Source organism: Halonotius aquaticus (assembly GCF_003605575.1).
Lineage (GTDB): Archaea > Halobacteriota > Halobacteria > Halobacteriales > Haloferacaceae > Halonotius > Halonotius aquaticus.
The window spans coordinates 65,554-87,541 of record NZ_QKNY01000005.1 but is presented as its reverse complement, the minus strand read 5'-3'; the positions used below and the strand labels follow the sequence as shown (position 1 = coordinate 87,541).

General features: G+C 63.4%; 20 protein-coding genes. 9 read left to right on the top strand and 11 right to left on the bottom strand.

Translation table 11 applies throughout. The features are described 5' to 3' along the window. Positions 1 to 51: 51 nt before the first annotated feature. On the bottom strand, positions 52 to 1,704 hold the full coding sequence (locus tag DM826_RS03560; protein ID WP_120101550.1) for a (R)-citramalate synthase: 1,653 nt from the start codon (positions 1,702 to 1,704) through the stop codon (positions 52 to 54). Positions 1,705 to 1,766: 62 nt separating this feature from the next. Continuing rightward, complete coding sequence (locus DM826_RS03555) at positions 1,767 to 2,117, bottom strand: DUF192 domain-containing protein (protein WP_120101548.1); 351 nt, start codon at positions 2,115 to 2,117, stop codon at positions 1,767 to 1,769. A 50-nt stretch (positions 2,118 to 2,167) separates the two neighbouring features. Here DM826_RS03555 and DM826_RS03550 point away from each other — a divergent pair, with 50 nt between their 5' ends. The 5 genes from DM826_RS03550 to DM826_RS03530 all read left to right on the top strand — a co-directional run bounded on the left by DM826_RS03550 (position 2,168) and on the right by DM826_RS03530 (position 6,032). Beyond that, positions 2,168 to 2,704, top strand: coding sequence for a DUF7097 family protein (locus DM826_RS03550; RefSeq protein ID WP_120101546.1), 537 nt, complete (start codon positions 2,168 to 2,170; stop codon positions 2,702 to 2,704). A gap of 45 nt (positions 2,705 to 2,749) precedes the next feature. Further along, positions 2,750 to 3,175, top strand: a complete 426-nt coding sequence (locus tag DM826_RS03545) for a VOC family protein (RefSeq protein WP_120101544.1) — start codon at positions 2,750 to 2,752, stop codon at positions 3,173 to 3,175. Between the two features lie 324 nt (positions 3,176 to 3,499). Continuing rightward, entirely contained in the window at positions 3,500 to 4,600 is a 1,101-nt protein-coding gene (locus DM826_RS03540) for a glutamate-cysteine ligase family protein (protein ID WP_120101541.1), read from the top strand. 85 nt (positions 4,601 to 4,685) lie between these two features. Next, on the top strand, positions 4,686 to 5,387 hold the full coding sequence (locus DM826_RS03535) for a type 1 glutamine amidotransferase (protein WP_120101539.1): 702 nt from the start codon (positions 4,686 to 4,688) through the stop codon (positions 5,385 to 5,387). A 93-nt stretch (positions 5,388 to 5,480) separates the two neighbouring features. Continuing rightward, positions 5,481 to 6,032: a GMP synthase subunit A gene (locus DM826_RS03530; protein WP_120101537.1), complete on the top strand. Its 552-nt coding sequence runs from the start codon at positions 5,481 to 5,483 to the stop codon at positions 6,030 to 6,032. Positions 6,033 to 6,034: 2 nt separating this feature from the next. On the opposite strand, the gene DM826_RS03525 is transcribed toward DM826_RS03530, so the two are convergent. The 8 genes from DM826_RS03525 to DM826_RS03490 form a co-directional block, all read right to left on the bottom strand. After that, positions 6,035 to 6,439, bottom strand: coding sequence for a PIN domain-containing protein (locus DM826_RS03525; protein ID WP_120101535.1), 405 nt, complete (start codon positions 6,437 to 6,439; stop codon positions 6,035 to 6,037). Then, a complete protein-coding gene (locus DM826_RS03520; RefSeq protein WP_120101533.1) occupies positions 6,439 to 6,660 on the bottom strand; it encodes a DUF7557 family protein in 222 nt (73 codons plus the stop codon). Before DM826_RS03520 ends, DM826_RS03525 begins: the two co-directional genes overlap by 1 nt. Before the next feature lie 59 nt (positions 6,661 to 6,719). Further along, the gene (locus tag DM826_RS03515) at positions 6,720 to 8,324 is read right to left on the bottom strand and encodes a hydantoinase B/oxoprolinase family protein (RefSeq protein ID WP_120101531.1); all 1,605 of its coding nucleotides are present in this window, start codon (positions 8,322 to 8,324) and stop codon (positions 6,720 to 6,722) included. Further along, a complete protein-coding gene (locus DM826_RS03510; protein WP_120101528.1) occupies positions 8,321 to 10,372 on the bottom strand; it encodes a hydantoinase/oxoprolinase family protein in 2,052 nt (683 codons plus the stop codon). Before DM826_RS03510 ends, DM826_RS03515 begins: the two co-directional genes overlap by 4 nt. Then, the gene (gene gfcR, locus DM826_RS03505) at positions 10,369 to 11,007 is read right to left on the bottom strand and encodes a transcriptional regulator GfcR (RefSeq protein ID WP_120101525.1); all 639 of its coding nucleotides are present in this window, start codon (positions 11,005 to 11,007) and stop codon (positions 10,369 to 10,371) included. Before gfcR ends, DM826_RS03510 begins: the two co-directional genes overlap by 4 nt. Next, positions 10,991 to 12,064 (bottom strand): glucose 1-dehydrogenase, encoded by a 1,074-nt coding sequence (locus DM826_RS03500; protein ID WP_120101523.1) that lies wholly within the window; start codon positions 12,062 to 12,064, stop codon positions 10,991 to 10,993. The genes gfcR and DM826_RS03500 overlap by 17 nt, the downstream gene beginning before the upstream one ends. 100 nt (positions 12,065 to 12,164) lie before the next feature. Continuing rightward, complete coding sequence (gene gatB, locus DM826_RS03495) at positions 12,165 to 13,655, bottom strand: Asp-tRNA(Asn)/Glu-tRNA(Gln) amidotransferase subunit GatB (RefSeq protein ID WP_120101520.1); 1,491 nt, start codon at positions 13,653 to 13,655, stop codon at positions 12,165 to 12,167. A gap of 72 nt (positions 13,656 to 13,727) precedes the next feature. After that, positions 13,728 to 14,867, bottom strand: a complete 1,140-nt coding sequence (locus DM826_RS03490; protein WP_120101518.1) for an outer membrane protein assembly factor BamB family protein — start codon at positions 14,865 to 14,867, stop codon at positions 13,728 to 13,730. A gap of 138 nt (positions 14,868 to 15,005) precedes the next feature. Here DM826_RS03490 and DM826_RS03485 point away from each other — a divergent pair, with 138 nt between their 5' ends. The 4 genes from DM826_RS03485 to DM826_RS03470 are packed head-to-tail and all read left to right on the top strand — an operon-like array spanning position 15,006 to position 21,207. Then, positions 15,006 to 15,347, top strand: coding sequence for a DUF7518 family protein (locus DM826_RS03485; RefSeq protein WP_120101516.1), 342 nt, complete (start codon positions 15,006 to 15,008; stop codon positions 15,345 to 15,347). A 39-nt stretch (positions 15,348 to 15,386) separates the two neighbouring features. Further along, on the top strand, positions 15,387 to 18,968 hold the full coding sequence (gene smc, locus DM826_RS03480) for a chromosome segregation protein SMC (RefSeq protein WP_120101513.1): 3,582 nt from the start codon (positions 15,387 to 15,389) through the stop codon (positions 18,966 to 18,968). A gap of 17 nt (positions 18,969 to 18,985) precedes the next feature. Next, positions 18,986 to 19,906: a segregation/condensation protein A gene (locus tag DM826_RS03475; protein WP_120101510.1), complete on the top strand. Its 921-nt coding sequence runs from the start codon at positions 18,986 to 18,988 to the stop codon at positions 19,904 to 19,906. Between the two features lie 56 nt (positions 19,907 to 19,962). Beyond that, complete coding sequence (locus tag DM826_RS03470) at positions 19,963 to 21,207, top strand: DUF418 domain-containing protein (protein ID WP_120101508.1); 1,245 nt, start codon at positions 19,963 to 19,965, stop codon at positions 21,205 to 21,207. Here DM826_RS03470 and DM826_RS03465 read toward each other — a convergent pair. Then, positions 21,204 to 21,926 (bottom strand): phosphoglycerol geranylgeranyltransferase, encoded by a 723-nt coding sequence (locus DM826_RS03465; RefSeq protein WP_120101505.1) that lies wholly within the window; start codon positions 21,924 to 21,926, stop codon positions 21,204 to 21,206. The two genes, DM826_RS03470 and DM826_RS03465, sit on opposite strands and share 4 nt — an antisense overlap. Positions 21,927 to 21,988: the final 62 nt, after the last annotated feature.

The window sequence follows — 21,988 nt, the reverse complement described above, 5'->3', positions numbered from 1 at the left end:
GCCGGCCCACCTGCTTGCCTGCTCAGATTGAACCGCAAAAACGGATAGAGATCAGTCGTCGGCGACCGGCTGTTCCGGCGGCGACGCCGCCAGCAGGCGGTCAAGGGCGTCGACCATCGCGTCCACCGAGGCGCGCGTGATATCGGAATCCGAGGCAGCGACCGTGACGGTGTGGTCGCCGCGAGTCATCTCGACTTCGACGGTGACGACGGCGTCGGTGCCGCCGGTGATCGCATCGACATGGAAGGAGTCGAGTTCGGCGTTCGCGGCGGGGCCGAGCGCCTGACGGACGGCTTTGACAGCGGCGTCAACCGGGCCGGAGCCGGTGTTGGCAGCGGTGCGTTCCTCGTCGCCAACGCGGAGTTTGACGCTGGCGGTCGGCACCTCGCCACCGCTGGCAGTCGTTAGCGTCAGGAGTTCGACGTACCGCTCGCGGTCGCGACCCTGGACATCCTCGGCGATTGCCAGCAAGTCGGCGTCAGTGACGCGTTTGTCGCGCTCGCCGAGCGTTTTGACGCGCTCGACGATGGCGGCGAGTTCGTCGTCGCTCACGTCGATGTTGTGTTCGTTCAGCGCGGCTTCGACGCCGGCGCGACCGGCGTGTTTGCCGAGGACGAGCCGTCGTTCCCGACCCACCGTTTCGGGTGGATACGGCTCGTACATCGCGCCGTCTTTGAGCGTGCCGTCGGTGTGGATCCCGCTCTCGTGAGTGAAGGTGTTCTCGCCGATGACGGCCTTGTTCGGCGCGAGCGGAATCCCGGTGTTCTGGCTGACGGTCGTCGCCAACTCGTAGACAGCCGGGAGATTGAGGGTCTCGATATCGTAGCTGTGCGAGAGGGCGATAGCGACCTCCTCGATGGCGACGTTGCCGGCGCGCTCGCCGATGCCGTTGACCGTTCCGTGGACGAAATCCGCCCCGGCGCGCAGCCCGGCGTGGACGTTCGTCATCCCGAAGCCGAGGTCGTCGTGAGTGTGGACGCTGGTCGGGCCTAACTCGGCGAGTTTCTCGACGACTTCGTAGGTGTGTTCCGGGCTGGCGTGACCGACGGTGTCGGCGTAGCAGAACCGGTCAGCCCCCGCCTCGTGGCCAGCTTCGGCGAGTTCGACGAGGAACTCGGGATCGGCGCGGGAGCCGTCCTCGCCGAGCAGTTCGACCCACAGCTCGTGGTCGGTCGCGTACTCGACGAGTTCGACCGAACTCTCGATGACCTCTTCGCGGGTCGAGCCGACCTTCGTCTCGATGTGTTTGTCCGACGACGGCACGACGAGCGTGATGCCATCGACGTTGCAGTCCAGCGCGTGGTCGATGTCGGATTTGATCCCGCGGGCGAAGCTGGTGACCGTCGCGTCGAGATCGAGATCGGTGACCCGACGGATGCAGTCGCGTTCGCCTTCGGAGGTGCAGGCACTGCCGGCCTCGATCACGTCGATGTCGGCGGCCTCCAGTGCCTCGGCGATCTCGACCTTTTCGTCGGGGGTCAGCGAGACGCCAGGGGCCTGTTCGCCATCCCGCAGCGTGGTGTCTAAGAGCTGTACGTCGTCGGGAAACGCCGAGCGAGCCGCGTTGTCACTACGCAACTCATCTGTTGTGTTTGAGTACACGGATGAATACCTGTCACCGGAGAATTTCGCGGCCAGCCGGGTCGCCCCGACTTCCTCTATCCTCGTTGGAGGCTGAATGCTCCATTGTGCATAATTCTTCATACGCACAACAAAATAAAGCTGCCGTCTCCGTCGCCGTGACCGGGTGTTCGCAGCGGTCGACACTACTCAAGTGTCACGCGGTCGCCGACCGCGACATCGTCAGCCGCGCCGGCTGGCAGTTCCACCAGCGTCTCAGCAGTTTCGCGACCGAGGCCGATCCACGGTTTCAGCCGCTTTTTTGCCACGACCTCGTTGTCAACGAGCCACAGCGCGTCGATAGCGAACGGAACGAACAGCATGTGAACGTCGCGTTTCGCCGCACTATCGAACTGAAAGACGAGCGCGCTGTCCTCGGCCAGCGACCGCCGGAACATCAGCCCGCGGGCCTGTGCGAGAAATGAATCCGCGATCTCGATGTCGCTGGCGAGTACCTGACTGCCGCCACCCGATTCGGGCCGGTGAACAAGCTGCACACAGGACGGTCGGGCGGACGATATTTAGCTCTGGGGGGCCGAGGCTGGCCATGGAAGAGACGCCCGAGGGCACGCCCGTCGGCGTCGACGACCCCTACGACATCGCGGGGCTCTGTGACCACCTCACCGACGACGGCCGGTGTCGGTTCGCCCTCAACCACGCCGGCGTCGACCCCGAGTTCGCCGAGGAGCGGGCGGCCAACGACTACGCCTGTCACGTCGGAGAGGCCGACGAGTGGCGTGGCTGCCCGCACTACCGCTGGACGACCACCGACGACGAGTGTCGGCGATGCGGGCTCGAAGAACTCCGGCTCGCCCACGACGACAGCCGGCCGCTGATCGAGGAACACCACTTGTCATATGCCGACGCGGACACCGGCGACGGCGATTCGGAGAGTGTCGACGCCAGCCACGAACTCACGGTCGCGCTGTGTCGGTGGTGTCACGCGAAAGTGCACCAGTCGTTTGCCCGCATCGACGACGATGTCGACCCCGACCCCGAAGCGGTCGCCGAACGGGAACAACGACAGGCAGCCGAAGCCGAGGAGTTGGGGTTCCAGTCCGCGCGCGATCGGTTCGAGGAATAATCCGCCAGCAGTAGTTCTATCACGCGTCCGGTTCCTGTAACGCGTATGGCCTCGCACCTCGGTCACGTTCATGTGATCGTCAGCGACCTCGACCGGGCGATCTCGTTTTACACCGATCTGCTTGGGCTGTCAGTCACCGAACAGCAAGCCAACTACGCCTTCCTCTCGTTTGGCGACCACCACCACGATCTCGCGCTGCAGGCCCGCCCCGAGGCCTCGTCGCCACCGCCGAACAGCCGCGGGCTCTACCACGTCGCCTTCGAACTTGACACGCCGGCTGCCCTCCGGGCGTGTTACGAGTCGCTGCAGGAGCGAGAGACCGAGGCTCAGCCGGTCGACCACGGCATCAGCAAATCGCTGTACTTCGACGATCCCGACGGTAACGGCGTCGAGCTCTACATCGACACCCGCGACGACAATGGCGAGCAGTGGAACGGCGAAAATACACAGTTCGATCCGATGGCACTGTAGCCGGGCGGGATAACACCGACAGCGACCGCGTGGCTGGCGGCAATAGTGCTGTCGACGCAATGTGTCCTGGGCGGTAGCGATCGAGTAGTGGGCATTTGTCCGTTCTGCTGGTTGTATCTAATCAGAATTCATACATAGACTATATTAACCAGTTTAAATCCTATATTAGCCAAAATTTGGAATTTTCTATTGTGTCTGGATACTATTTAAGGATATATTGAGTTGATTGTCCAAATTTTTTTGTAGGCGACCACGGCTTACAGTTGCATGTGAACACGGCACACGAACTGGTGCGACACTGACGCCGAGCACCGCCTACCCCTCATGTCATCTACCCCATCACTCAAGCGGAGTATCGAGGTCGAATACTGGGTCGTCAACGAGGCGGGGTATCTCACCCAACCAGGCTCGTTGATCGACCTCCCGGGTGCCGAACGCGAGTTCGTCGAACCGATGGTTGAGATCAAGACGACGCCCTGTACGTCGACCGCCGAACTCCGCGGAGAACTCTTCGAGCGGGTCAGAGCCGCGCTGGATCGAGGCAAGGAGTTCGGCAAACAGCTTGTCCCGCTGGCAACGCCACTAAATCACGAGGCGATCCGCGAGATCCCCTGCGACCGAACGCGGATTCAAAACGAGGTCGTCGGCGAGGACTTCCAGTACGTCCGCCACTGCGCCGGCACCCACATCCACATCGAACAACAGCCCGGCAGAGCAGTCGACCAACTCAACACGCTGATCGCACTCGATCCCGCGTTAGCGTTGGTCAACTCGGCGCGACACTTCCGGGGGAACGCGATGGCACCGGGCGCGCGCTCGAAATGTTACCGATGGCTCGCCTACGACAATCTCCGGAACCAGGGCGAACTGTGGCCCTACGTCGATGATCGCGAAGACTGGAATCGACGCCTGCAGACGTGTTACGATCGGTTCCGCGAGCAAGCCATCGCCGCCGGCATCGACGAATCGACCTTCGAGTCGTGTTTCGATCCCGAAAGCGCGGTGTGGACGCCGGTACAGCTCCGCGAGGAATTCGGCACCGTCGAGTGGCGATCGCCGGACACGACGTTGCCGAGCCGAACCGTTGCGTTGGCTGACACTCTCGCCGAGGTTGCTGGTGAACTGGACGGTCGCCCTGTCGACATCGGCGGTAACACTCCCTGCGTCGACGACGAGCGCATCGTCCTCCCCGACTTTGAGACCGTCAGCGACTACGTCGACACCGCGATCGAGGAAGGGTTGACCGAGTCGCTGGCGGCGTACCTCTCGCGGATGGGCTTTGAGCCGGACGCCTTCGACCCGATCGCAGATACCTTCGACCACGACGGGCCGATCGACCGCGAAACGGCCCGCCAACTCCGGCTGGAGTATGCGACGCGGCTCCGCGAGGATGTCCGGCAGTCGCCCGCGATGACAGCAGATTAATCCAGCACCAGATGAAACCAAACGTTCGTCAAGAGAATCGAAGCAACGCAACAGCTTTTCACTCCAGTATGTGCGAAACAGGTGCATGAGTCGGCCCAAGATCGCTCTGTTGAATGCGGCACACGCGGCCGACGACACCGAACGGAACTTCGTCCGCGAACTCGACGCTGACGTTGTCGAATTTCGCTGTCCGGCCGGCGAGTTCCCCGATGACTTCGCGTTCGACGGCTTCGTTGTCACCGGCTCCAGCGCGTCAGTCTACTGGGACAAGGAATGGATCGGTCGACTGAAAACGTGGGTTGGCGGCGCTGTCGAAGCCGGTCTCCCGGCCCTCGGCGTCTGTTACGGTCACCAACTACTGGCCGACGTACTCGGTGGCCGCGTCGAGGACATGGGCGAGTACGAGATCGGCTACCGCACCGTCGAACACAACGGCGACAATCGCCTGCTGGCCGGTATCGACGAGTCGATGACTGTTTTCACGACCCACTCAGATCGCGTCGCCGAACCACCGCCGGGCGCGACCGTCTTCGCCGAAAACGACTACGGAATCCACGGCTTCCGCAAGGATCGCGCCATCGGCGTGCAGTTTCACCCCGAGTATGACATGCAGACCGCCGAAACCGTGACCACCGGCAAGGACGAACTCTCCGAGGAACGGGTTCAACAGGTGCTGGATGGGATCACCGAATCAAACTACGCGGCAGCCTGTGAGGCCAAGCAACTCTTCGACAATTTCCTCGCGTACGTCGCCGAGATCCGCGGCGACCGGGTTGCTGCCGACTGAGGGCTGGCCGCCGTACTGGGAGGTAGCTGCCCAAACACCCAGTTTCGCGTCCGGTTTCGGTTTCCTTTTGAGTCCCAGCAGCGAAGGCTGCCCATGACTCGCATTGCGGTCATCGACAACCACGGGCAGTTTACCCATCTGGAGCAGCGCGCGCTCCGGGATCTCGGCGTCGACGCCGACCTCGTCGACAACGATGTCGACCCCGGAGAGGTCGAGGCCGACGGCTTCGTTCTCTCCGGTGGCCCCGATATGGATCGCGTGGGCCGATCAGCAGAATACCTCGACCGCGACGAACCCGTCCTTGGCATCTGTCTCGGCATGCAACTCATCGCCGACGAGCTCGGCGGCAGCGTCGGCGGCGGCGAGTACGGCGGCTACGCCGACGTCACCGTCGATATCACCGACGACGACGACCCACTGATCGGCTCGCTCGCCCCGGAAACCCGCGTCTGGGCCAGCCACGCCGACGAAGTAAAAACGCTCCCCGAGGGCTTCAGCCGCACCGGCACCTCCGACGTGTGTGGGATCGAAGCCATGAGCGACACCGACCGCAACCTCTACGGCGTCCAGTGGCATCCCGAAGTGATCCACACCGAACGCGGCGAGGAGGTCTTCGAGAACTTCCGGGATATCTGCGAGCAGTAGAATCAGTACGGATCATACTGTGCGATTGAGAGCACCTCTTCTATTTCCGGTTTCCAGAAGTGTTTGTCCGCGGTTGCAAACGTCCCACCGTGTTCTCGGGCTGTCGCCGCGATCAGAATATCTGGACTGTCGGCAGGAACGCCGGAGTCCAACAGTTCCCGCTGAAGCGTCTCGGCTTCGGCAGCCGTCTGTGACGTAACATCAACCACAGTCATCGACGTGTTGACGGCTTGCCTGACCATCGCCGGTGTTGCGTCAATGTACCCATGCGCACATCCCATGTACGCTTCATAAAGAACGAGAGACGAAACGGCCCAAACATCCTGTTCATACTGTTCTAAGAACTGGCGAGCGGTATCAACACCAGCCAGATAATCGCTAAGAATCGTATTATCGAGCAGGAGCATTACTCCAGATCCTCAATCCGCTCGTCCATTCCCGACCGCGTCTGTTCACGCATTGCTTCCATTCCAGAGCGAATATCCGAGTCGGCAAGCGCGCCGAAGCCCGCCCATTTGTCGTCCTCAGTCAGGCGATGAATCACCTCATCATAGCTCTCGTCGTCGCGTTTGTGGAGTTCAAGCCGCTGTTTCGTCTCGTTTGAGACACGAATCGAGGTGTCACTCATGTATGCACATACGTATGCGTATGCAATAACTGTTACTCCGCGCTGTCCTCGCCCGTTTTTCAGTCGATTCGGTCTTGCTCCCGCTTCCCAGCGTCGCGCTCGCCCGGATCGCCATGCCCGCCGCCGCCCGGCGTTCGCACCGTAACCACGGTATCGGCCGGCACGTCAACCGTCGTTTTTGCTGCCACCGATTTCTCGCTCTCGTCCGGCAACTGGAGCAGATTCTCGCCAGTCGATCCTGGCTCGCCGCCGTCAACACCCTGCGGTGCGTGGCGGCGTCGCTCAGTGAGGAGTGAGACGGTCGCGTCCTGCTGAACGCGCAGGCGACGTTCGAGGCCGAGGCCGCCGCGATGGGTGCCGTCACCGCCAGAGTCGGGCCGCAACGCGTAGCGTTCGACCCGTAGCGGGTACTCGGCTTCCAGTGCCTCGATTGGCGTGTTCAACGTGTTCGTCATCCCGACCTGCACGCCGTCCATTCCGTCAGCACTCGCGCGGCCGCCGAATCCGCCGCCAATAGTTTCATAATAGGCGAACTCGCCGCCGCGACCGCCGATGATGAGGTTGTTCATCGTCCCCTGGCCCTGTGCGGGCACGCTGTCGGGTGCGGCCTCGGCGAGCGCGAGGAAGACCACGTCGGTCACGCGCTGGCTGGTCTCGACGTTGCCACCGACGACGGCGGCGGGCGGCTCGGGGTTCAGCAGACAGCCCTCAGGTGCCTCGACCGTCACCGGCTCGTAGCAGCCGTGATTCGGCGGGATTTCGGGATCTGTGATGCAGCGAATCACGAAGTAGACCGCGCTTTTGGCGACCGCCAGCGGGGCATTGAGATTGCCGTCGAGTTGGGCATCCGTCCCGTCGAAATCGACAGTGATCGTCGCGCCGTCGACGGTGACGGCCGCCTGGATCTCGATGTCGTCGTCAGTTACCCCGTCGCCTTCCAGCACGTCGGTGGCGCGGTAGGTGCCGTCCGGCAACTCCGTGATGGAATCCCGAATCCGCTCACGCGAGTAGTCGATGACGGCGTCGAAGCCATCGCGGATGCGGTCGTGCCCGTGGTCGTCGATCAGCTCAGCGAGTCGCGCCTCGGCGCGCTCAGTAGCCGCGAGTTGAGCACGGAAATCGGCCCGTCGCTGGTCGGGATTGCGAACGTTGGCGAGAATCAGCGAGAACAGTTCCTCGTTGCGCTCGCCAGCGTCGACGAGGCGCGTCGGGGGGAGCCGCAGACCTTCCTGATAGATTTCCTCCGCGCCCGCGGGCATGCTGCCGGGTGTCATCCCGCCGATGTCGGCGTGGTGGGCTCGCGAGACGGCGTAGCCGAGGATCTCCTCGCGCGGCGCGATGGGCGCGACTAACGTCACGTCTGGGAGGTGTGTCCCGCCGGCGAAGGGATCGTTGAGGATGAACACGTCACCTGGCGCGGGGTCGTGATCGAGAACGGCGTCGACGGCCTCGGGCATCGCGCCGAGGTGGACGGGGATGTGTTCGGCCTGAGCCACCATCCGGCCGTCGGCGTCGAAAATCGCCGTTGAGCAATCCTGGCGTTCGGTGATGTTCGGCGAGTACGCGCCGCGAATGAGTACCTGGCCCATCTCGTCAGCGACGCTCTCGAACTGATTTCGGAGGACTTCGAGCGTGACCGGATCGATGTCGCTTGTGCTGATCATTGGTTTCTCTCCTCCTCGTGCCGCCGCATCACGAGCGCGCCGTCACTTCGAATTCGGCCCCGCCAGCCAGGCGGGACGACGGTCGTGCTTTCGGCCTGTTCGAGAATCGCCGGGCCGGCTATCGCCGCCTCGGCGGCGAGTTCCGGGCGGTCGTAGACGGTCGCCGACACGCGCGCTCCGGTATCGCCGTCCGCCGTCGGAAAGATCGCCTCGCGGCTCCCGACGACTGCGTCGCCCGCGCCGTCGTGGCTGATCGCGGGTGGCGACCCCTCGATGGTCGCGGTCACCCGGAGATTGACGAGTTCGACCGGCGCGGAGAGGGTATAGCCGTACGCGCGCTCGTGGGCTGCGTCGAAGGCCTCGGCGACCGATTCCGGAGAAAAATGATCGACCGAGACGGTGAGTTCGAAGCTCTGACCGTCGTACCGGCAGTCGGCGGCGCGCTCGATCGTGGCGGCCGCCGGTTCGGAGGCGTCTGCCAGCACGGACTCAACCAATTCGTCGTACATCGCGTCGATTTCTTCGGGATCGCTATCGGCGAGCGGCTGGGTGACGGTGCGGACGGCGTCGTGAGTTTCGTCGGCCGCGAGCAGGCCGTACGCCGAGAGGACGCCAGCCGGCGCGGGAACGACGACGCGATCCATCCCGAGGTCGGCGGCGAGCGCGGCGGCGTGCATCGGCCCCGCGCCGCCGAAGGCGACGAGGTCGAACTCGCGGGGGTCGTGGCCGCGCTCGACGGTCGTCGCCCGGATTGCCCGTGTCATCGTCGCGTTGGCGACTCTGACGACGCCGCGGGCGGCCGCCTCAGCATCCGGGAGGTCGGCCTCGTAAGCGAGATCGTCGAGCACAGCGTGGGCGGCCTCGACATCCAGCGTGAGTTCGCCGCCGAGGGCGGTGTCATCGCCGATGTAGCCGAGGACGACGTTGGCGTCGGTCACGGTCGGGCGGTCGCCGCCACGGCCGTAGCATGCGGGGCCAGGCTCAGCACCCGCGGACTCGGAACCGACACGGAGCGCGCCGCCGCTGTCGACCCACGCGATCGAGCCGCCGCCCGCGCCGACGGTCGTCACGTCGACCATCGGCGTCCGGATCGGGATCCCGTCGATGTCGGCCGCGGTCGTGCGTTCGGCCTGGCCGTCGCGAACGAGGCTCACGTCGCTTGAGGTGCCGCCCATATCGAAGGTGACGACGCTGGGGGCGGTGGTCGCATCCGATTCGGCGGCTGTCGCCGCCGCGCCGACGACGCCAGCCGCGGGGCCCGAGAGCGTCGTCGAGACGGCGCGGTCGCTGACGGTCTCGCTGTCGGCGATCCCGCCGTTGGCCTGCATGATTCGCGGTTCCGGCACACCGGCGTCAGTCGCTTTCTCGGTAAGTCGGTTCAGATACCCGCGGATCGCCGGTGTGACGTAGGCGTCGACGGCGGTTGTGGCGGTACGCTCGAACTCCCGAAACTCCGGGAGCACCTCGTGAGAGGCCGAGACTGGCACGTCGAGTGTTTCTCGGAGGCTGTCGGCGACCCGCTGTTCGTTTTCCGGATGGGCGTAGGCGTGGAGCAGACAGACCGCGACGCTTTCGGCGTCGGTCGCGGCGATTTCGCGGGCAAGATCGCGCACATCGTCGGGGTCGATCGGCTGCTCGATGCCCTCGGTCGTCGCGCGTTCGTCGATCTCGAAGCGGCGGTTGCGGGGGACGAGCGGGTCGGCCTTGGTGGCGTTGAGATCGTAGAGATCCGGGCGATCCTGTCGGGCGATCTCCAGCACGTCGCGGAAGCCTGCGGTCGTGACCAGTGCGGTTTTCGCGCCGTCGCGCTCTAAGAGGGTGTTGACAGAGACGGTCATCGCATGCGCGAAGGCATCGATTGCGGCGGGGTCGATGCCGGCGGCGTCGCAGGCCTTTTGAATTCCGTTGAGGATGCCGACGCTCTGGTCGGCCGTCGTCGGCACTTTCGCGGTGTAGCGGTCGCCGTCGACGACGAGAACGACATCGGTGAAGGTACCACCGACGTCGACGCCGATCCGGGTTGGGTCGATCGCTGGCGGCGGCGTCATTCCTCGGGGGCGACGCTGACGACGTTCATCAGCGAGGAGACGGGGACGCCGTCGATCTCATCGAGACCCTGTTTGTCGACGAGGACGACACAGCCGACCGGGGTGCCGCCGTGCTCGCGGACGGCCGTGATCGTCTCCCGCATCGTCGTCCCCGAAGTGATGATGTCATCGATGATGTAGCAGTGCTGATCGGAGACGGCCGAGAAATTCTGGGAGAAGCCGCCGTCGATCTCGTCGATATCGCCTTCCTCCCACTGGTGTTTTGCGGGGCCGTAGGCCGCGATATCGGTGTCGAGTTCGTTGGCGATGACCGTCGCCAGCGGAACGCCGGCCTTCTCGATGCCGACGGTCAGCCCGACATCGGTGTCATCCTTCGAGATCAGGTCGGCCATCGCGTGGCTGACGTGGGTGAGCCGCCGGCTGTCGCGGCCGATCGCACTCCAGTCGACGTGGATATCCTGTGGACTGGCGGTCGCACGCGGTTCTTGGTCGGCTTCGTGTTCGACCCCGCCGCGCTCGACGAGCCAGCTTGCGGTCTCCCGAGAGACGTTGAGTTCATCGGCGATCTCGCCGCGGGAGAGCCCCCGCCCCGCCAACTCGGTCGCGCTCTCGATGAGGTTATCGACGTTTTTCATACTCGCTGAATTGAATCGCGTTTTTGATAGTCCTGTCGTCGTCGACGAAGGCGGCTTCGTAGTCGTCGAGCTCGAAAATTCCAGTCACGAGATCGTCGAGGAACGAGTCCGACAGCGACGCAAGCGTGTCGACAGCGGCCTCGAAGTGGCCGACATGGGAGTTGACGCTGCCGACGACAGCTTTGTTGTGCAACACCAGTTCGCGGTGGAGCTTCCCGCCCTCGATCTCGAAGTCCCAGTCGCCCGGAATGCCGAGCGCCGCGAGGACGCCGTTTGGCGCGAGCGCTTCGATCGATTCGAAGGGGTGTTTCGCATACCCCGTCGACTCGTAGATCAGATCGGGTGCCTCGTGGACGTCGGGGATCTCAGGCACCGGTGTCTCGGTGCTGTTGACGTAGGTGCTCCCCAGCGATTCGATGATATCGATGGTCGGATCGGGTCGCTCACGCCGACCCAGACAGTAGGTGCGGTCGAACCGCTGTTCGAACATGGCCAGCGTGATGAGTCCGAGGCTGCCGTTGCCGAGCACGAGGGCTGCGTCGGGGTTCCACTCGAAGGCCGACCGGCTGGCGTCGGCGTGTTCGACCGCCTTTTCGGTAATGGAGATCGGCTCAACAAGAAAGCCCAGTTCGGCCAACTCTGGTGGCACCGTGACGAGAAACTCGGCGGGACTGGTGAAATACTCGGCCATGAAGCCATGTGCGCCGACGATGCCGCGCTCGTGGTACTGGCCGTCGGGTGCCATATCCGGCTCGCCGCGCTCGAAGTAGGCGTTGTCGCCGTTGGGTCGCCGTCTGACGGTTGGGACGACGACATCGCCCTCGCTAAGGTCGGTGCCGTTTGCATCCTCGACGACGCCGACGGCCTCGTGGCCCAACACCATGTGGTCGGTGTCGGCCGGATAACCGCCGTGGCCGCCGCTGATGACTTCGTGGTCGGTGCCGTCGACGCCGACCCGCAGCGTCCGAACCAGTGCCTCGCCGGCGTCGGGATCGGGTCGCGGCAGGTCGATGAGTTCGGGCTCCGATTCGCCCTCGTAGACCGCGATAGCGTGCATACCGTGTCGGATGATCCCACGGCTCAATAGCGTTACTCTTCTGTGAGTAAGAATTTCACACGCGCGAATGAAACGCGGATCGGTCGTAACGGCGGCTGTCTCAGGCGTCGAGTTCCTCGCGCAGCAGTTGATTGACGCTGCCGGGATCAGCCGAGCCGCCGGATTTCTGCATGACCTGGCCGACGAGGAAGTTCAGCGCGCCGTCCTCGCCGCTGTGGTAGTCGTCGACAGCGTCGGGGTTCTCGTCGATGGCTTCGACCACGAAGTCGGCGATGGCGTCGTCGTCGGCCTTGCCGAGGCCTTCGCGGTCGATGATCGTCTCGGGGTCGTCGCCGTCGTCGAGCATCGACCGAAGGACGACCTCCTCGGCGTTTTTGACCGTGAGTTCGTCGTTTTCGACGAGTTCGATGAGCCGCGAAAATTCGTCGAGGCGGCCCTCGATGTCGGTGATCAGCATATCGCGGTAGTTGAGTTCGCCCAGCAGGTTGTCGGCGACCCACGTCGCAGCCACGTTGGGATCGAACTGCTCGGCGACAGCCTCGAAGAAGTCCGCGACTTCCTTCGTCGAGGTAAGTTTTGAGGCGGCCTCGCTGTCGAGGCCGTAGTCGGCAACGAATCGCTCCCGTCGAGCGTCGGGGAGTTCCGGGATGTCGATTTTGTCCTTCCAGTCGGCGACTTCCAGCGGCGGAAGGTCGGCTTCCCGGAAGTACCGATAGTCGGCTTCTGATTCCTTTGAGCGCATCGAGACGGTGATCCCGCGGGATTCGTCCCAGTGGCGGGTCTCGGTTTTGAGGGCGCGGCCACGCTTGACGGCGTTCTTCTGCCGGCTGACCTCGTAGGCGAGGGCCTTCTCGGCGGCTTTGTGACTGGAGATATTCTTGACCTCGGTGCGATTTGCGTCTTCGAGGACGCTGTCGTCGATCGCGCCCTCCTCGTCGACTTCGTCGGCATCAACAAGCGAAATGTTGGCGTCAACGCGGAGGCTGCCGTCGCGGGTCGCATCGAAGACGCCGAGATATTCGAGGACTTCTTCGAGTTTCGCGAGGAAGGCCCGCGTTTCGGCCGGCGAGCGGAAATCCGGCTCGGTGACGATTTCGACCAGTGGCGTCCCCGCGCGGTTGTAGTTGATCAGCGTCGCCTCGGCGGTGTCGATGCTGCCGCCCTTGTGCTGGAGGCTGCCGGGATCCTCTTCGAGGTGTGCACGGGTGATCCCGATCTCCCGGCGGTCGCCCTCGACGCTGATTTCGAGTTCGCCCTCCTGGCAGATCGGCGCGTCGTACTGCGTGAGCTGGAAATTTTTGGGGAGGTCGGGGTAGTAGTAGTTCTTCCGGTGGAACGTGGTGCGCTCGGGGATGTCGGCGGAGAGTGCCTTCCCGATCTTGACGGCGGCTTCGACCGCGCCCTCGTTGAGCACCGGCAGTGCGCCCGGCAAGCCGAGACAGACCGGGCAGGTTCGGCTGTTCGGTTCCTCGTCATCATCGGCCGCAGTCGAGCAGCCACAGAAGATCTTGGTGGCCGTCTCAAGCTGGACGTGCACCTCCAGCCCGATGACGACCGCGTGTTCGTCGGTTTGGACGGCCTGCGCTGTCATTGGCCAGGATTTGCTGCCCGCCCGCTAAAGCCTAACGGAGCCACGGGATCGACTGCTAACGCCGCGAAAGCATCACACGACGCGTCGATCCCCGTGGTGGCCAAGGGTGCCCAGCCGAACCCGCGAGCCGGTGCTGGAGCCCTCGACGCCGGCCCGCAGCGCGTAGATGTGTGTGTCGTCGCTGCCAACAAACAGGGTGCCGTCGACAACCGTCGGCGAGGAACGACCACCGATCGGGAGGCTCCACTGCTGGGCACCGGTGGCCGCATCGACAGCGTAGACCTTGCGTAAGGATTCGAAAAAGACCGTCTCGTCGGCGACCGTCGGCGAGGAGTGCAGCGAACTCTTCGTCTCAAAGGCCCACTCGCGGTCGCCGGTTGCCGCCGAGAGGGCGTAGAGCAACCCGCCAGCACCGGTAACGAAGACCGTGCCGTCGGCGACGGTTGGCGAGGAGACAACGGTCGCATCGACACGCCACTGTTCGTCGCCGGTTGCAGCATCAATGGCATGCAACTGCTCCCAGCCACCGACGAAGACCGTCCCATCGGCGACCGTCGGCGACGACTCGATCTTCCGGTCGGTCTCAACCGTCCATTGGCTGTCGCCAGTCGCGGCAGCTAGGGCATAGAGCGTGCCGTCATCGCTGCCGACAAAGACCGTCTCGTCGACAACTGTCGGCGACGACGTCACGTGATCGCCGGTGTCGACAGCCCACTGCTGGTCGCCGGTCGCGGCGTCGACCGCGTAGATCGAGGCGTCGTTGCTGCCGACGAAGACCGTGCCATCGACGACGGTCGGCGAGGAGCCGACGCTGTCGCCGGTGTCGAATGTCCACTGCTGGTCGCCGGTTGCAGCGTCCAGCGCGTACAGGCTGCCGTCATCGCTACCGATAAAGACCGTCCCGTCGGCGACTGTCGGCGATGCGTAGACGTAACCCCCCGTTTCGGCCGTCCACTGCGTGTCGCCGGTTGCAGCGTCCAGCGCGTAGATGTTGCCATCCCCGCTGCCAACAAAGACCGTCTCGTCGACGACGGTTGGCGAGGATGCAACGGCGTTGTCGGTGTCGACCGCCCACCGTTGTCGGTCGCCTGGTTGTGCACTCGCCCACGACGCAGCAACCCCCGTGGCGAGTCCGACGCCGACAACCGATTTCAACAGTGTGCGGCGGCTCGGACGATACGTGCCGTCCCCCAGCGGCTCATGGTACGCCATCAGTAACACTATTGCAAGTTTTCATATAAATAACCAGTGCAGCGACGGCTCGATCGGCACACCTCGCGTCGATCATCGGTCGGGAATCAGACATGTGTCTGACACAGTTTTATACAGAGACAGAACGGTTGTCATGGTATGAGTAATCGGGTCGATGAACTCGAAGGACAGCTCGCAGAGCTCCGCGCCGCAGTCAACGGTCTCACCGAGGAACTCGTTGAGACGAAAGACCGGGTTCGTGAACTCGAAGCCGAGGCCGCAGCCACTGACGCCGAGACACCGACCCCGGAGACCGAAACGCCGACGAAAAGCGACGATCACGTCGTTGTCGTCGAACAGGAGCAAGACGATGTCGACGTCGCCACCGACTCGCTGGCGGCAACCGAGTCGGAGGCCGATCCGATCGACGAGGCTGTTGAAACGGAAGACACAACTGAGGAGGAGTCCAACGAGTCGACCGACGACATCATCGTCGCCTAACCGACCGGCGACGACCTAGGCTGTCGCCCGAGTTCATCCATGCACATCAAAGCCCTCGTCTTAGACGGTTTCAAGAGTTTCGGGCGGCCGACGCGTATTCCGCTGTACGAAGATTTTACGGTGATTACCGGGCCAAACGGTTCGGGGAAATCGAATATCATCGACGGCGTACTCTTTGCCCTCGGACTCGCGAAAACCCGTGGCATCCGCGCCGAGAAGCTAACTGATCTGATCTACAACCCTGGCCACGACGGCGAAGCCTCGACCGACGATGGCCCACGCGAGGCCAGCGTCGAGGTCATCCTCGACAACAGCGCGGGGACGCTCACCCGAGAGCAGGTCGTTACCGCCGCCGGCACCGACCGCGTCGGCGATGTCGAGGAAATCACGATCAAACGCCGGGTCAAACAGACCGACGACAACTACTATTCGTACTACTATCTCAACGAGCGCTCCGTCAACCTCGGCGACATCCAAGACCTGCTTTCGCAGGCCGGCATCGCCCCCGAAGGGTACAACGTCGTCATGCAGGGCGACGTGACCGAGATCATCAACATGTCCGCCGGCCAGCGGCGCGGCATCATCGACGAGATCGCCGGCGTCGCCGAGTTCGACGCCAAGAAGGAATCAGCCTTCGAGGAACTCGACGCCGTCGAGGAGCGGATCAACGAGGCGACGCTCAAAATAGAAGAAAAAGAAGAGCGACTCGACCAGTTGGCTGACGAACGCGATACGGCCCTCGAATACCAATCGCTGCGCGACGAAAAACAGGAGTACGAGGGCTACCTGAAAGCCGCCGAACTGGAGGACAAACGCACCGAACTCGACGAGATCGAAGCCCAGATCGACAGCCACGAGGCAACCCTCGCTGAGCGACAGGAGACCCTCGACAGCGCGCAGGGCCGCCTCACCCGGCTGGAAGACGAACTGGAGGAACTCAACCGCGAAATCGAACGCAAAGGCGAAGACGAGCAGTTGCGGCTCAAACGCGAGATGGAGTCGATCAAAGGGGAGATCGACCGCCTCGAAGGCCGGATTGAGGCCGCCGAAGGCCGGATCGAGGATGCCGAGGACGAACGCCGGCAGGCCTTCGTCCAGATCGACCGCAAACAGGAAGAACTCGATGAGATTGAGTCGACGATCAAGGATCTCAAAGTCGAGCAGGCGTCGGTCAAAAGCACAATCCAGAGCAAGCAGGCCGACCTCGCCGAGATCCAAGACGAGATCGACAACGCCGACACCGAGTTCGACGAACTCAAAGCCGAGTTGGCCGACAAAAAGGAGCGACGCGAGGAGCTAAAGACGCAGGCCAACGACATCCAGCGGAAAAAAGATCGCCTGCTCGACGACGCTCGGCGACGCTCGACGGAAGTCGAGGAGGCCCAAGCCGATCTCACTGAGGCCCAAGAGGCGATTCCGGATCTCAAAGCCGAACTGTCGAACCTCCAGAGCGAACTCGACAAAGCCGAAAAGAACAAATCAAAGATCGAAGCCTCAATCGGGGCGCTCCGGGATGACCGCGAGGAGACGAAAGCCGAGTTGGAGGAGGTCGAAGCGCAGCTCCGCGAGAAGCAGTCCGAATACGCCGACATCGAGGCCCGCAGCGACGACGACAGCTCGTGGCCGCGGTCGGTGACGACAATCCTCAACGCCGGCAAACGCGGCGTCCACGGCGCGGTCGGCGATCTCGGTAGCGTCGACAGCGAGTATGCGACCGCCTGTGAAACCGCCGCGGGCGGCCGGCTCGCCAACGTCGTCGTCGACGACGACGGCGTCGGCTCGGAGTGTATCGACTACCTCAAATCCCGCAACGCCGGCCGGGCGACCTTCCTCCCCATCACGGAGATGGACAACCGCGGGCTACCGACCCTCCCCTCCCATCCGGGTGTCGTCGACTTCGCGCGCAACCTCGTCGAGTACGACAGCAAATACGAGGGCATTTTCTCGTACGTGCTCGGCTCGACACTCGTCGTCGAGGATATGGAAACAGCCCGCGAGTTCATGGGCCAGTTCCGGATGGTCACGTTGGACGGCGACCTCGTCGAGAAAAGCGGTGCGATGACCGGCGGCTCCGGCGGCGGCTCCCGCTACGCCTTTTCCGCATCGGGCGGCGGCAAACTCGAGCGCCTCGCTGAGGAAATCGACCAACTCGAAGACAAACGCCGCCAGCACGAAGACGAAATCCGCGACTTAGAGGAGCAGATCGACGCCGCCCGCGACCGCAAATCCGACGCCGTCGAGAAAGTCCAATCCATCGAGGCCGACATCGAACGTACCCACGAGGAGATCGACGACGCCGAAAGCGAGATTGACGACCTCGAAGCCCGCCTCGACGAGATCGAGAGCGAACGCGAGGCTGTCGAAGAAGAGATGGCCGAGGTCGATGCCGAACTCGATGAGATCGAGAGCGAACGCGAGGAAGTCGACGCCGACATCGAGGAGCTCGAAGCCGAGTTGGCAGAATCGAAGATCCCCGAGTTGACCGACGAGGCCGACGCGATCCGCGAGGAGATCCGTGACCACGAAGACCGGATGGACGACCTTGAGGGCCGACTCAACGAACAGCAACTCGAACAGCAGTACGCCGAGGAGGCCATCGACGACCTCCACGACACCGTCGAAGCGGCCCAAGACCGGAAGGCCGACGCCCAAGACGAGATCAGCGAGTTGGAAAGCCAGATCGAGGACAAGGAGGCCAACCTAGACGAGAAACGCGAAGCCATCGAAGAGCTCGAAGCCGAGTTGGTCGATCTCAAAGACGAGCGCGAAGACCTGAAGGCGACAGTCAAAGACGCCCAAGCCGGGCGCGACGAGGCCAAGGAGGCCGTCGGCGAAATCGAGTCAAAACTCCAGTCGGCCCGCGAGGAGCGCGACCGCCTCGAATGGGAGATCGACGAACTGGAACAGGCCGTCGGCGACTACGACCCCGAGGAGATCCCCGATCACGACGAGGTCGAATCCAACATCGACCGCCTCGAAACCGAGATGGAAAAGTTGGAGCCGGTCAACATGCTCGCTATCGACGAATACGAGGAAGTCGAAGCCGACCTCGACGAACTCGTCGACGGCCGCGACACCCTTGAGGAAGAACGCGACGGCATCCGCGACCGGATCGACCAGTACGAATCCCAAAAGAAGGCGACGTTCATGGACGCCTTCGAGTCGATCAACGGCCACTTCCAGGACATCTTCTCGCGGCTCTCCGACGGCACGGGCGAACTCGTCTTAGAAGACCCCGAGGATCCCTTCGAGGGTGGGCTAACGATGAAGGCCCAGCCCGCGGACAAACCGATCCAGCGACTCGCAGCGATGTCCGGCGGCGAGAAATCGCTGACAGCGCTGGCGTTCATCTTCGCCATCCAGCGACACAACCCCGCGCCGTTCTACGCCCTCGATGAGATCGACGCCTTCCTCGATGCGGTCAACGCCGAGCGCGTCGGCGAGATGGTCGACGATCTGGCCGGCGACGCCCAGTTCGTCGTCGTCTCCCATCGCTCCGCGCTCTTGGAACGCTCCGAGCGCGCTATCGGCGTGACGATGCAGGACGACAACTACAGCGCGGTGACCGGCATCCAGTTCGACAGCGACGACGCGGATGCAGAGGTGCCAGCCGATGACTGAACCGGAGGTGCCAGCCAATGACTGATCTGCCCGACGCCGTCGGGCTCGACGGGATCAGCGGTGAGTACAGCGACGACCACGAGCGACCACCCGAGCCGACCGCCGAGAATGACGAACTTGAACCCGTCGAATTGCTGGTGCAGTTGGCCGAAGAGGGCGAGATCGAGCCGTGGGATATTGACATCGTCGAGGTCACCGACGCCTTCCTCTCGAAACTCGAAGCAACTGATCTGCGGACGAGCGCGCGAGCACTGTTCTACGCCAGCGTCCTCCTGCGGATGAAAGGCGACGAACTGCTCGATCCCACCGATGACGAACCAGACGACGAGCCTGAACCGTGGGAACAGGCCTTCGAGGGCGGCGCGGGAGCCGCCGACGAGACGGGCGGTGCGCCCGGCTTCGACCCGGTCGACGAGCTCGAAGCCGAGATGGATCGCCGCCTCGACCGGAAAAGCACCCGTGGCAACCCCGAAACACTGGATGAACTTGTCCGCGAACTCCGGGAGGCCGAACGCGACAACTGGTGGAAGCGACGCCGGGAGTACGACACCAGCGACACCGGCGGCGGGGGCTACGGCACTCAGACGGTCGATTACCGCGCGGCCGACGATTTCCGCGAGGACGACGAGCCGACCGAGGGCGACGTGACCGCCAACACCCACACCGAAGATATCGACCACGTCATCGAACAGGTGCAGGCCGCGCTTACCCCCGAGTTCGACAATGGCCGCAGCGAGGTGCTGTACGCCGAAATCAAGTCCGCCGGCGGCCGGCCGTTCATGACCTATCTCGCACTGTTGTTCCTATCGCACCGCGGCGAACTCCGGTTGCAGCAGGACGATCTTTTCGGCGACCTCTGGGTGCAGGATCCCGCACAGCGATCTGAAGACGATGCACAAGAGGAACCCGACGAAGAACTCGAAGCAACGGCCGACTGAGTGACGACGACCGAGCGGCGGTGTGTTTATGTGGCATCTCACCCGACACGGAAACAGTGACCTCCGACCCGTCTCCCACGCCGCCCGAGGAACGGATTCTCGGCCTCGACGTGCTCCGTGGGTTTGCCTTACTTGGGATACTCATCATCAACATCCAGGTCTTTGCGATGCCGTTTACGACGCTGAACAACCCGACAGTGTACGCGTCGACAATGCCTTACGGCGAGTTTGCCGGAGCAAACTACCTCGTCTGGCTGGTGAGTCACATCGTCGCCGAGCGGAAGTTCATCACCCTGTTTACCGTCATGTTCGGCGCTGGGATCATCCTCTTTACCCAGGGTAAGGATGAAGACGAGGTGTTGGGCCTCCACTATCGGCGAACCGGATTTCTGCTGGTCGCCGGCCTCGCGCATGCGTACCTGCTGTGGTACGGCGATATCCTCGTCCCCTACGCGCTGTGTGGTTTGGTCGTCGTCTTCGTCCGCGATTGGGAACCAAAACAGCTTGCGCGAACCGGCTTGGTGTTGGTGGCGGTTCCCTCGCTGCTGTATATTATCTCAGGGCTCTCACCGGGGTCGACACAGGCGGTCGCCGCCCAGTGGGCACCCGCCGAAGCCACGTTGCTTGCGGAGGTCGAAACCTATCGGAGCGGCTGGCTCGCCCAGCTCGACCACCGCGTGCCGACAGCGTTCGCCCAACAGACCGGCGGCTTCATCAGCGTCGTCTTCTGGCGGACAAGCGGGCTGATGCTGTGCGGGATGGCACTGTTCAAGTGGGGTGTCCTCACGAATGAACGATCAACGTCATTCTACCGGCGACTCCTCGCTGGCGGCCTGTTGGGCGGACTTGCGCTGATTCTCGCCGGCGTCTGGTATACCGAGGCAGTCGACTGGGCCGCCCGCGAATCGCTGTTTTTTGGCTCACAGTTCAACTACTGGGGGAGCCTCCTGCTGGCCGGCGCGTATATCGCCGGCATCATGCTGTTGTGTCGGCGGTTTGGTGGCGGGATCGTGACGACCGCGCTGTCGGCCGTCGGCCGAACCGCCTTCAGTAACTACCTGTTGCAGACACTGGTCGCCACCTCGATCTTCTACGGCCACGGCCTCGGACTGTTCGGGAGTGTGACCCGCGTCGAACAGGCTGGGATCGTCGTTGGCATCTGGGCTGGACAGATCGCCCTCTCGGTGCTGTGGCTGCGGTACTTCCGGTTTGGCCCCGCCGAATGGCTCTGGCGTGCCGTCACATACGGGCGTCGACCACCGCTACGAAACGATCGAGCCGCCGACGCAACCGGGGATTAGTTCGGTGTCGACGCGGCGTGAGCGTCGGTGACACCCTCGACGGTTTCTCGAACCGCATCACAGCCGTCCTCGTGGAGGAGGTCGCCGACGACGATCACGTCGGCGTGCTGGCCCATCTCGTAGGCACTGTCGTAGTCGCCGATCCCGCCGCCGTAGAACAACGTCGCGTCGTCGAGGCCGTCGGCGGCAGCCTGGACGATCTCGGGATCGCCGAAGGTCCCGGAGTATTCGACGTAGACGATCTCCTGGCCGAACATCTTCTCGGCGACGCGGGCGAAGGCGCCGACATCCTCGGCGGACTGGTCGCAGTCGGCCTCGGTGTACTCGGCGACGGAGGCTTCAGGGTTCATGACGATGTAGGCCTCGGTCGTCGTGCGATCCCAATCGAGGCCATCCTCGATGCGCACCCACTCTTTGTGAGCCCCAACCATCCAGAAGGGATCCGTCGAGTTGAACACCGTCGGGATGAGGTAGCCATCGAGAGCCGGCGAGTCGATGACGACACTCGGGTTTGATGGCTCCTGGTAGAGCGGCACATCGTACTCAGCGCAGGCATCGACGACGCGCTGCATCTTGTCTTCGGTCATCCCGAGGGTGCCGCCGATCTCGATGGCGTCGGTGCCGGTCTGACAGACATCCGCGAACGTCTCGCCCTCGACGAGGGGCTTGTCGGGGTCGATCTTGAGGATATGATCCCACTCCGCCCAAGGTGTGCTCATTGGCTATTGGATGCTCGCGCTGAGAATAAAAAGCGTACGGTGGCGAGAAAGGCGGTGTGTCG